General features: G+C 59.7%; 9 protein-coding genes. 7 read left to right on the top strand and 2 right to left on the bottom strand.

What is annotated here, in order from left to right:
• Positions 1–124: 124 nt before the first annotated feature.
• On the bottom strand, positions 125–922 hold the full coding sequence (locus tag ACIQJ2_RS27080; RefSeq protein WP_400670770.1) for an SDR family NAD(P)-dependent oxidoreductase: 798 nt from the start codon (positions 920–922) through the stop codon (positions 125–127).
• A 152-nt stretch (positions 923–1,074) separates the two neighbouring features.
• Here ACIQJ2_RS27080 and ACIQJ2_RS27075 point away from each other — a divergent pair, with 152 nt between their 5' ends.
• The gene (locus tag ACIQJ2_RS27075; protein WP_400670767.1) at positions 1,075–1,605 is read left to right on the top strand and encodes a winged helix-turn-helix transcriptional regulator; all 531 of its coding nucleotides are present in this window, start codon (positions 1,075–1,077) and stop codon (positions 1,603–1,605) included.
• A 414-nt stretch (positions 1,606–2,019) separates the two neighbouring features.
• Here the strand turns inward: ACIQJ2_RS27075 and ACIQJ2_RS27070 are convergent, their stop codons facing one another.
• Positions 2,020–3,012 carry a GlxA family transcriptional regulator gene (locus tag ACIQJ2_RS27070; RefSeq protein WP_400670764.1) on the bottom strand — a complete coding sequence of 331 codons (993 nt, stop codon included), beginning with the start codon at positions 3,010–3,012 and terminating at the stop codon, positions 2,020–2,022.
• Between the two features lie 106 nt (positions 3,013–3,118).
• On the opposite strand from ACIQJ2_RS27070, the gene ACIQJ2_RS27065 reads away from it, so the two are divergent.
• The 6 genes from ACIQJ2_RS27065 (at position 3,119) to ACIQJ2_RS27040 (ending at position 11,262) form a co-directional block, all read left to right on the top strand.
• Positions 3,119–4,021, top strand: coding sequence for a 3-keto-5-aminohexanoate cleavage protein (locus ACIQJ2_RS27065; protein WP_400670761.1), 903 nt, complete (start codon positions 3,119–3,121; stop codon positions 4,019–4,021).
• A gap of 7 nt (positions 4,022–4,028) precedes the next feature.
• Positions 4,029–5,519, top strand: a complete 1,491-nt coding sequence (locus tag ACIQJ2_RS27060) for a carnitine 3-dehydrogenase (protein WP_400670759.1) — start codon at positions 4,029–4,031, stop codon at positions 5,517–5,519.
• Positions 5,520–5,531: 12 nt separating this feature from the next.
• On the top strand, positions 5,532–6,692 hold the full coding sequence (locus tag ACIQJ2_RS27055; RefSeq protein ID WP_400670757.1) for an acyl-CoA dehydrogenase family protein: 1,161 nt from the start codon (positions 5,532–5,534) through the stop codon (positions 6,690–6,692).
• Positions 6,693–6,696: 4 nt separating this feature from the next.
• Positions 6,697–8,754 carry an acetate--CoA ligase family protein gene (locus ACIQJ2_RS27050; protein WP_400670755.1) on the top strand — a complete coding sequence of 686 codons (2,058 nt, stop codon included), beginning with the start codon at positions 6,697–6,699 and terminating at the stop codon, positions 8,752–8,754.
• Positions 8,755–8,760: 6 nt separating this feature from the next.
• Positions 8,761–9,543 carry a carnitinyl-CoA dehydratase gene (locus ACIQJ2_RS27045; RefSeq protein WP_400670753.1) on the top strand — a complete coding sequence of 261 codons (783 nt, stop codon included), beginning with the start codon at positions 8,761–8,763 and terminating at the stop codon, positions 9,541–9,543.
• 129 nt (positions 9,544–9,672) lie between these two features.
• Positions 9,673–11,262 (top strand): ABC transporter substrate-binding protein, encoded by a 1,590-nt coding sequence (locus tag ACIQJ2_RS27040; RefSeq protein ID WP_400670751.1) that lies wholly within the window; start codon positions 9,673–9,675, stop codon positions 11,260–11,262.
• Positions 11,263–11,294: the final 32 nt, after the last annotated feature.

Here is an 11,294-nt window from a genome sequence, read left to right as displayed (position 1 = left end):
TTTCCCCAGGATGCATCCACACGCAACGAAACGCCCTGACGACAGGGCGACAATTTTTCTATTCCTGCATCTTGTAAGGGCGAACATGAGAGTGGGTTGGTTTTATTGCGGTGCGTCGTGCGTGTTAGACCGCGAGAGCCTGGCGATAGCGGTCGGCCGGCACGCCGTTTTGCATAAGTTCCTTGGCAAGATGGCCCCTTGCCTGATCGAAACCGGCCCAGACGTCGGGATCGTGCAAGGTCGGAAAGCAGATGAGTTCGCCTTGATCCAGCGCATGCAATGCGCTGTCGACGAGGGTTTCTGCCGACATGAACAGGTGTTCGGGGAAGGGCGTCGGCTTGCCGCCGAAGAATTCGGAGCGAACCATCCCGGGCATGACGACCTGGACCGTCACGTCGCTCGATGCCAGTTCGGCTTGAAGCGCGCGGCTGAAGTGCAGCACATAGGCCTTTGATGCGCCATAGCTCGCCGCACCTGGCAAAGGCATCAGGCCTATGATCGAGCCGATGTTGATGATCGTCCCGCGTTTGCGTTCGACAAAGGCGCGCGCCGCGGTGAGCGAAAGCTGCGTCAGCGCCAGAATATTGACTTTGACGAGCGTATCGACCGAGCCTTGATCAACCGAAACCCCAAGGCCAAGGGCTCCGAGGCCGGCGCAATTCACGAGAACCTCGATATCCGGGCGCTTCGCGATCATCGCCTCGACGGTCGCCAGATCCTGCTGATCGCTCAATTCGGCCAGCACGACTTCCACTTCGATATCGTGGATCGAGCGCAGGCGTTCCGCCAACTCCTCCAGCCGATCACGGCGACGCGCCACCAGGATAAGATCATGACCTCGGGCGGCCAGACGATCGGAATAGGCCGCGCCGATGCCGGATGATGCTCCGGTGACCAGGGCCGTTCTTTTGATTTTGCTCATGTATGCCTCCTGTTAAGAGCTTGCGATCGTTGTAACTCTAATTATAAGAGTTAATCAAGAGGCTTTGTCGGAGGGAATTCCGAATGCGGTTGGACGCCGCACGGCAGTGAATGCTATTCCTGCGCTGGAAACGATCTGGGAAAGGTGGGCTGGTGCGATCCAAGGGTTTTGAGGGTATGCGATGCTCGATCGCCGACGTGCTTGGAGCACTTGGCGATCGCTGGAGCATTCTGATTGTCCGTGATCTCTTGCTGGGATTGAGCCGCTATGACGAGTTTCAAAGCTCCACAGGAGTAACCAACGCAACCTTGTCGGATCGCCTGAAGCTTCTTGAGAAAAACGGACTGATCGAGCGCCGTCGCTATCAAACCAAGCCTGATCGCTATGAATATCTGCTGACGGAGATGGGCAAGGATGTCGCTCTTGTCGTTCAGGCGCTGGCTCAGGTCGGTGACAAATGGAATCTCGCCGAACTCGCCGGCCCCCCATTGAAGTTCGTCAATGGCAGAACCGGCGAACCGGTGAAGCTTGTGCCGATGGATGAGGCTTCTGGACTGCCGGTGCTCGCTCAAGACCTGCGCCTCGAACCCGGGGAGGGAGCCGACGACATCATGCGATGGCGATTGGCATTGAAATCCTCGGCATCCGGCCCGACGCCGGAAAGTTCCGAGGCCTCAAGCTGAATGGCTGGCGGCATCAGGCGACGTGTGATGTCCGCTCCATATTCGCGATTTTGTCGTAAATTCGCCTGCCAAGAGAGCTCGCTAAGGCTTTATGGCTATCAATTTTGCAACACTTGCCGAGTTCCGTAATTTTCGAGTCTCTTATGTATGGACATCGGCCGGAGCGGACTGTGTTATGGCATTTGAGGTCAGATACTGGTTTGAAAGCGATGCGATTTGTAGACTTGCGACTTATCGGAATGCTTCGATCGCGCAGCCGGCGCCAAGCCCGCGGCGGCAATGATGCTTACGAACCATGGGTCCATGCGGCGATTGATTGCTTTGAACGCGAAATCGCAGCCTTTTATCGTCGATCCCAATTCACTATCGTGATCTGAAGGGCAAGGTGCCACTCGTCATGACTTGTGGTTCGGCCTATGGCAATTCCGCTCTTGTAGTAAGGCGCCGACGAAGCCTTCGGCGGGTACCGGAGGGGCTTTCGGAAAAGCTCGCCCGATAGCTACGGGAAAATGCCGAGGCAGAGTTGAAGCCTGTTGCCGCGGCGATTTCTGCAAAACTATCTTTCGTTTCGATCACTTTGCGCCGTGCCGCATTCAGTCGTAGTGCCAGATAGTGCACATGCGGGGGGACGCCGATGCTGTCCTGAAAAAGACCCTGCAGATGGCGCGCGCTGACGCCGACGCGCCGCGCCAGACGGGCAAGAAGCAATGGTTGCTCGATATGCTCTTCCATCAGGCGAATGGCTTGAGCGACGCGAGGATCGCGCATATGCAGACCCGCAGTCGAGGGGGAAAGCTCAGCTGCATTCTGACCGGATGACGGTTCGTAAATGAACAGCCGACTGACCTCGAGTGCCAGCGAATAACCTTGCCGGCGGCGGATGATTTCCAGCATGAGGTCGACCGTCGGCAGCGAACCGGCTGTCGTGATGCGCTTGCCGTCGATCGCGAAGCGATCCCTGGTGGCGCGCACTTGCGGATAGGCGAGTGCGAAATCGTCGAAATCCTCCCAGTGAACGGCGGCCGAGACATTATCGAGAAGACTCGACTCGGCGAGAATCCAGCTGCCGGATTCGATGCCAGCGATCATCGAGCGATGACGTGCCGTCTGTGACAGTTGCATCTTCAATGCCTGCGTGGCGCTGCGGCGCCAATTGTAGCTGGCAAGAACAAATAGCGGTGTCGTCTCGGACATTGGCCGAAAACTTCCGGAGGCGGGTACCGGGATGAAGCTCGTCGTCTCCACAGGGGCACCATCCGGCGTGAACAGACGCCAGCGATAGAGCTCCGCTCCGGAAATGCGATTGGCCCCGCGCAACGGCTCGATGACCGAAGCGATCAGAATGAGGTTCGTCTCCGGAAGGATCAGGAGATCGATGTCGAGCATCTCGTTGGCTGATGTGAGCATTCAGCAATCCTTCGATCGTTCCGAAACTGTATCGAATGCCTCCGATAATGCAAAGCATGAACACTCCTCATGCCTCGTAATGTCCTCAATACGAGGGAGAACAAAAATGCCTCTTACGATGAATCGCGATGTCTTCATCACCTGTGCCGTCACAGGCGCCGGCGACACGGCCTCCAAATCCAGCCATGTTCCGATCACTCCCAAGCAGATCGCGGAGTCCGCGATCGACGCCGCCAAGGCTGGGGCGGCAGTGGTTCACTGTCACGTTCGCGACCCGGAAACGGGCGCCGCCAGCCGCCGCAACGACCTTTACAAGGAGGTCACGGACCGTATCCGTTCCGCCGACGTTGATGTCGTGCTGAATCTGACGGCCGGCATGGGCGGCGATCTGATATTCGGCAATGTCGAGAGCCCGCTGCCGCTGAATACCAAGGGCACCGATATGGCGGGTGCCACCGAGCGCGTGAGCCATGTCGCCGAATGCCTGCCGGAAATCTGCACGCTCGATTGCGGCACGATGAATTTCAGCCTCGGCGACTACGTCATGACCAACACCCCCTCGATGCTGAGGGCCATGGCGAAGAAGATGACCGATCTCGGCGTCCGCCCGGAGATCGAGGCCTTCGATACCGGTCATCTCTGGTTCGCCAAGCAGCTTGCCGAGGAGGGTCTCATCGAGGATCCGGTTCTCATCCAGCTCTGCATGGGCATCCCCTGGGGGGCGCCCGATGACCTGAACACCTTCATGGCGATGGTCAATAACGTTCCCAAAAGCTGGACCTTCTCGGCCTTTTCCATCGGTCGCAATGCGATGGCCTATCCGGCAGCTGCGGTCCTGGCCGGCGGCAACGTCCGTGTCGGCCTGGAAGACAATCTCTATGCCGGAAAGGGCATGCTCGCGACCAACGCGCAACTCGTCGAAAAGGCCGTGCAGGTTGTCGAGGGCATGGGCGCGCGCATCATCGGCCCCGAAGATGTTCGCAAAAAACTGAAACTGACGAAGCGCTGAGGCCCCAATGACCAAGATCAACAAGGCGGCATGTATCGGCGGCGGCGTCATCGGCGGCGGATGGATCGCCCGTTTCCTGCTGGCGGGCATCGATGTCGACGTTTACGACCCGCATCCGGAAGCAACTCGTATCGTCGGTGAGGTTCTGGCAAATGCCGAAAAAGCCTATGCGATACTGACCGGCGCACCGCTTCCGCCGCGCGGCAAACTGACCTTTCGCGATACACTGGAGGCAGCCGTCACCGGCGCCGACTGGATCCAGGAAAGCGTGCCCGAGCGGCTGGATCTCAAACGCAATGTGCTGACGCAGATCGATGCCGCAGCAAAGCCCGATGCGCTGATCGGCTCGTCGACATCCGGTCTTCTGCCGACCGATCTGCAGCGCGACATGCGTCATCCCGAGCGCCTCTTCGTCGCTCACCCCTATAATCCGGTCTATCTCCTGCCGCTCGTCGAGATCGTTGGTGGCGAAAAGACCAGCGCTGCAACGATCCAGGCGGCCATGGACAGACTGCCGCCGATCGGCATGAAGGGCGTGCATATCGCCAAGGAGATCGAGGCCTTCGTCGGCGACCGCCTGCTGGAAGCGCTTTGGCGCGAGGCGCTGTGGCTGATCAAGGACGATATCTGCACCGTTGAGACGCTTGACGATGTCATCCGCTATTCCTTCGGTCTGCGCTGGGCGCAGATGGGCCTGTTCCAGACCTATCGCATTGCCGGCGGCGAAGCGGGCATGCGTCACTTTCTTGCCCAGTTCGGCCCGGCTTTGCAGTGGAACTGGACGAAACTGATGGATGTCGTCGATCTTGACGACGCACTCGTCGAGAAGATCGGCCAGCAATCCGACGAACAAGCCGATGGACTGTCGATCCGCGAACTCGAGCGCATCCGCGACGAAAATCTCGTGGGCATTCTCCAGAGCCTGAAAGGCGGCCATGGCGGCAAGGGTTGGGGCGCCGGCAAGCTGCTCAAGGATTTCGAGCAGCATCTTTGGGCTGCGGGCGGAGAAAAGAAACAGACGCTGGATGTTAAAAAGCCGCTGCACCTCATCGACACCAAGGTCAGCCCGGCCTGGGCCGACTACAACGGCCATATGACCGAGCATCGATATCTGCAGGTCTTCGGCGACACGTCGGACGCGCTGCTGCGCCTGATCGGCGTCGACCTCGATTATGTCGCACGCGGCCATAGCTACTATACGGTAGAAACCCATATCCGCCATCTCGGCGAAGCCAAGCTCGGACAAGCCATCCATTCGACCGCGCAGATCCTCGCATCCGACGAAAAGCGGCTGCATGTGTTCCATGCGCTGCACGATAGCGAAAGCGGCGATGTAATCGCCACCGCCGAACAGATGCTGCTGCATGTCGACGCAAAGGCCGGCAAAGCCGTTGCTGCACCGGAGGAGGTGCTGGTGAGGCTGAGGCCGATCATTGCTGCGCATGCAGTCTTGCCAATGCCGGAGGGAGCCGGCCGCCATGTGGGACAAAAACGCTAGGAGGAGGCGATCGTGAATTTCGGACTCAGCGAAGAACAGGAGATGATCGTCCAGACGGTCAGGGACTTCGTCGAGATGGAGATCTATCCGCACGAAAACGAAGTCGAGCGCACCGGCATCGTGCCCTCAGATCTTGGGCAGGATATCAAGCGCAAGTGCATCGAACTCGGCTTCTATGCCTGCGGCTTTCCCGAGGAAATTGGCGGCGCCGGCCTCGATCATCTGACTTTCACGCTGGTCGAGCGTGAGCTCGGCCGCGGCTCGATGGCGCTGACGGTGTTCTTCGGCCGCCCGTCCGGCATTCTGATGGCCTGCGAAGGCGAGCAGCGCGAGCGCTATCTGCTGCCGGCGGTGCGTGGCGAACGCGTCGATGCGCTTGCGATCACTGAACCGGATGCCGGTTCCGACATGCGCGGCATGAAATGCGCAGCAAGGCAGGATGGTGATGATTTCGTGCTCAATGGCACGAAGCATTTCATCTCGCATGCCGACGTCGCAGATTTCGTCATCGTCTTTGCCGCGACCGGGGAAGAAGACACGCATCGCGGTGTCAAGAAGAAGATCACGGCCTTCCTGGTCGATCGCGGTACGTCAGGCTTCGAGATCCTCAAAGGCTATGATTCGGTTTCCCATCGCGGCTACCACAACTGCATCCTGAATTTCACCGACTGCCGTCTGCCCAGGTCGCAGGTGCTCGGCGAGCTGCATCGCGGCTTCGATCTTGCCAATCAATGGCTTTACGGGACGCGTCTGACCGTTGCCGCCACTTGTGTCGGTCGTGCGCGTCGCGTTTTCGATCTGGCTCTGCCCTTTGCCGCCGAGCGCAAGCAATTTGGCAAGCCGATCGGTGCCAATCAGGGCGTCTCCTTCAAGCTTGCCGATATGATCACCGAAATCGACGCAGCGGACTTGCTCACGCTGGCCGCCGCCTGGAAGCTCGATGCCGGCATCCCCGCCAATCGCGAGATTGCGTCGGCCAAGCTTTATGCCTCGGAAATGCTTGCCCGCGTCACTGACGAGGCAATCCAGATCTTTGGCGGCATGGGATTGATGGACGACTTGCCGCTCGCCCGCTTCTGGCGCGACGCCCGCGTCGAGCGCATATGGGACGGTACCTCCGAGATACAGCGGCATATTATCAGCCGCGATCTGCTTCGGCCGTTCGGAGCATGAGCCCATGACGCAGCGCTCGCTCGATCGCCTCATCAGACCGAGAACAATCGCCGTCTTCGGCGGTCGCGAAGCCCGGCGCGTGATCGAGCAATGCGATCTTCTGGGGTTTTCCGGCGAGATCTGGCCGGTGCATCCGACACAGGAATGGGTCCTTGGCCGCCGGTGCTATCGGTCGGTCGCCGAACTGCCCGGCGCGCCGGATGCCGCTTTCGTCGGCGTCAATCGGACGCTTACTGTCGATATCGTGCGCGAGCTTTCTGCGAGAGGAGCTGGCGGCGCGGTCTGTTATGCTTCGGGCTTCAGCGAGGCGGTTGCGGAACTGGCGGATGGCGCGGATCTGCAGCGGGCTCTGGTCGAAGCAGCCGGTGCCATGCCGATTGTCGGGCCGAACTGCTACGGCATGATCAACGGGCTCGACGGCGCGCTGCTCTGGCCAGATCAGCATGGCATAGTACGAAGCGAGCGCGGTGTTGCCATCCTCACGCAATCTTCCAACATCGCCATCAATCTGAGCATGCAAAGACGCGGCCTGCCCATCAGCTATCTGATGACGGCAGGCAATCAGGCGCAGACCGGGTTGTCGGATCTTGCCCAGGCCGTTCTCGCGGATCCTCGTGTCACCGCCGTCGGCCTGCATATCGAAGGCTTCGGCGACATCAAGGCGCTTGAAGCACTTGCGATGCGTGCAAGGGAGTTGAAGAAGCCCGTCGTCGCGCTGAAGGTCGGCAAATCCGAACAGGCCCAGCGTGCCACCGTCTCGCACACGGCCTCGCTCGCCGGCAGCGACGCGGTTGCCGACGCCGTTCTTGATCGTCTTGGCATCGGTCGCGTCGCAACGCTTGCGGAACTCATCGAAACGCTGAAACTCCTGCATGTCGCAGGTCCGCTCGACAGCAATGCGATCTCATCGATGAGCTGTTCTGGCGGCGAGGCATCGCTGATGGCTGACGCGGCCGTCGGCCGCCATGTCGAGTTCCGCGCCTTGAAGGCCGAACAGCTGCCAGCTTTGCGCGCGAGCCTCGGACAGATGGTGACGCTCTCAAATCCGCTCGACTATCATACTTTCGTTTGGGGCGACTTGGAGCGCCAGACGAAGGCCTTCAGTGCCATGTTCGCCGGCGGCTACGCCCTCAATCTACTCGTGCTCGACTTTCCGCGCGAAGACCGCTGCGATGGCGCAGACTGGATGATCACCGTCTCGGCCGTTATCGCGGCTGCAAAGCAGACGCGTGCGCGCGCCGCCATCTTGGCAACGCTGCCGGAAAACATGCCGGAAGCCATCGCCCGGCAATTGATCGAAGCCGACATCGTGCCGCTCTGCGGCATCAGCGAGGCTTTGGCGGCAGCAGAGATTGCAAGCGGAATAGCCAGCGCTTGGAAAAAAACGCGACCCTTGCCGCTCCTCGATGCGCAAGCCGATGCCGGTGAAATCGAGACCCTGAGCGAAGCTGCAGCCAAGGTTGAGCTTGCGGCGGCAGGCCTTGCCGTGCCCCTCGGCAAGACCGCGGCCACGGCAAGTGAAGCGGCCGATCGCGCAGAGGAGCTCGGCTTCCCTGTCGCACTTAAGGCGCTCGGCGTTGAACATAAATCCGATGTCGGTGCGGTCAAACTCAACCTATGCGATAGAAGTGCCGTCAAAGACGCGGCGGAAGGCATGAGCCATGTGGCGCGCGGATTTCTCGTTGAACGCATGGTCGATCGTCCTCTTGCAGAATTGATCGTCGGCGCAGTCCGAGATCCCGTCGTCGGGCTGACCCTGACGGTCGGTGCGGGCGGAATTCTCGTGGAATTGCTGGAGGATTCCGTCGTTTTGACGCTTCCGGCCACGAAAGCCGAGGTATTGGACCGGATTTTGCAGCTCAAAGTCCGCAAGCTGATAGAAGGCTATCGTGGCAATTCAAGCAGCAGCCTCGAAACCGTCGCCGATGCCGTCGTATCGGCGGCAGAATATGTCGTAAAGAACGCCGCGCGGCTCGAGGAACTGGACATTAATCCCTTGATGGTTTTGGCTGGGTCCGGTGGCGTCGTCGCTGCGGATGCCCTCATTCGGCGAAGGAGGTAGCAGAAGTTGCAAGACCCCATTCGAACCCGATGCGATGATGGCATCCTCGAGGTTGTCGTTGACCGGCCGAAGGCGAATGCCATCGATCTGGAAACAAGCCGCAAGATGGGACTGATTTTTCGCGACTTTCGCGACAATCCAGATTTGCGGGTGGCGATCGTCACTGGTGCTGGCGAGAAGTTCTTTTCTGCCGGCTGGGATCTGAAAGCTGCAGCGGCCGGAGACGCCGTGGATGGCGACTATGGCGTCGGTGGCTTCGGCGGCCTGCAGGAACTGCGTGATCTCAACAAGCCGGTTATCTGTGCTGTCAACGGCATCTGTTGCGGCGGTGGCCTGGAGATCGCACTTTCGGCAGATCTGATCATAGCCGCGCCCCATGCGACCTTTGCACTGCCGGAAATCCGTTCGGGCACCGTTGCCGATGCGGCATCGATCAAATTGCCGAAACGCATTCCGTATCACATCGCGATGGACATGTTGCTGACAGGCCGGTGGCTCGACGTTGAAGAGGCGCATCGCTGGGGCTTCGTCAACGAGATTGTCGTCGCCGACAGGCTGATGGACAGGGCGTGGGAGCTGGCACGCCTGCTCGCAAGCGGGCCACCGCTCGTCTACGCAGCCATAAAGGAAATCGTGCGCGAAGCTGAGGGAGCGACATTTCAGACTGCCATGAACAAGATCACCAAACGGCAGTTTGCGACCGTCGACATTCTCTATTCGAGCGAGGATCAATTGGAAGGTGCCCGGGCTTTCGCCGAGAAGCGAGCCCCAATCTGGAAAGGAAAATAGGGGCGGCGGCAACCGCAGCATTTTTCCCACATGGTCACGGACATCAGGCGTCAGGCGGAAGAGGAAACCGTTTCCTGAGGCGCGCTGTCCGAGAATTCTGTCAACACGACAAAAAGAAGGAACAGGGGAATGAACGACTATACAAAGTATTTGGCAAATCGCGTCACGTCCGGTGGCCTCAACCGCCGCGAATTCATGGGACGTGCAATGGCAGCCGGCGTGACTTTGGCACTCGCCGACAAGCTCTTTACCGAAAGTGCAATGGCAGCCGAACCGAAGCGCGGCGGTCATCTGAAGCTCGGCCTTGAAGGCGGTGCTGCGACCGATTCCAAGGATCCGGCGAAATTCCTGTCTCAGGTCATGTTTTGCATCGGTCGTTGCTGGGGCGACATGCTGGTGGAATCGCATCCGTTGACGGGTGCTGCCGTTCCCTCGCTCGCGGAATCCTGGGAGCCGTCAAAGGATGCCGCCACCTGGACCTTCAAGATCCGCAAGGGCGTGAAGTTCCACAACGGCAAGGATCTGACGATCGACGACGTCGTTGCCACGCTCAAGCGCCATACCGATGCGAAATCGGAATCGGGCGCACTCGGTGTCATGAGGTCGATCAAGGACATCAAGGCCGACGGCGACAACCTCGTCCTGACGCTGACCGAAGGCAACGCCGACATGCCGTTGCTGCTGACCGACTATCACCTCGTCATCCAGCCAAACGGCGGCAATGACGATCCGCTTGCATCGATCGGCACCGGTCCCTACAAGATGGTCAGTTTCGAGCCGGGCGTGCGCGCCACCTTCGAGCGCAACAAGGACGACTGGCGCACCGACCGCGGCTTTGTCGATAGCGTCGAGATCATCACGATGAACGATGCGACGGCGCGCATCGCCGCACTTTCGTCCGGTCAGGTCCATTATATCAACCGCGTCGACCCGAAGACCGTGGATCTTCTGAAGCGTGCGCCGACCGTGGAGATCCTGTCGACCGCCGGCCGCGGCCACTATGTCTTCATCATGCATTGCGACAAGGCGCCCTTCGACAATAACGATCTGCGCATGGCACTGAAATACGCCATGGATCGCGAGACCATGGTCAAGAAGATCCTCGGCGGCTACGGGAAGGTCGGCAATGATTTCCCGATCAACAGCACCTACGCCCTCTTCCCCGAAGGGATCGAACAGCGCGCCTACGATCCCGACAAGGCCTCTTTCCACTACAAGAAGTCCGGTCATAGCGGCTCAGTCCTTTTGCGCACCTCGGAAGTCGCGTTCCCCGGTGCCGTCGACGCCGCGGTCCTCTATCAGGAAAGCTGCAAGAAGGCCGGCATCACCATCGAGGTCAAGCGCGAACCGGGCGACGGCTACTGGACCAACGTCTGGAACGTTCAGCCCTTTTCCACCTCCTATTGGGGCGGACGGCCGACACAGGACCAGATGTATTCCACCGCCTATCTTTCGACGGCGGACTGGAACGACACGCGCTTCAAGCGTCCCGACTTCGACAAGCTTCTGCTTCAGGCCCGTTCCGAACTGGACGAAGCCAAGCGCAAGGAGCTCTATCGCGCCATGGCGATGATGGTGCGCGACGAAGGCGGCGTCATCCTGCCGATGTTCAATGATTTCGTGAATGCCTCCACCAAAAAGGTGAAGGGCTATGTTCACGACATCGGCAACGACATGTCGAACGGCTACGTTGCGACCCGCGTCTGGCTGGATGCCTGATGCCCAAACCGGGCGAATAGGCCCTCATCCTT

This window comes from Rhizobium sp. NPDC092011 (assembly GCF_044756305.1).
Taxonomy (GTDB): domain Bacteria; phylum Pseudomonadota; class Alphaproteobacteria; order Rhizobiales; family Rhizobiaceae; genus Rhizobium.
Note: the sequence above shows the minus strand (reverse complement) of the source record. Positions and strands in the feature narration are given on the sequence as shown.

Bases quoted from the DNA above. Each gene is read 5' to 3' on its own strand.
- ACIQJ2_RS27080 (WP_400670770.1), bottom strand. From the start codon at position 922: ATGAGCAAAATCAAAAGAACGGCCCTGGTCACCGGAGCATCATCCGGC.
- ACIQJ2_RS27070 (WP_400670764.1), bottom strand. From the start codon at position 3,012: ATGCTCACATCAGCCAACGAGATGCTCGACATCGATCTCCTGATCCTT.
- ACIQJ2_RS27065 (WP_400670761.1), top strand. From the start codon at position 3,119: ATGCCTCTTACGATGAATCGCGATGTCTTCATCACCTGTGCCGTCACA.
- ACIQJ2_RS27060 (WP_400670759.1), top strand. From the start codon at position 4,029: ATGACCAAGATCAACAAGGCGGCATGTATCGGCGGCGGCGTCATCGGC.
- ACIQJ2_RS27050 (WP_400670755.1), top strand. From the start codon at position 6,697: ATGACGCAGCGCTCGCTCGATCGCCTCATCAGACCGAGAACAATCGCC.
- ACIQJ2_RS27040 (WP_400670751.1), top strand. From the start codon at position 9,673: ATGAACGACTATACAAAGTATTTGGCAAATCGCGTCACGTCCGGTGGC.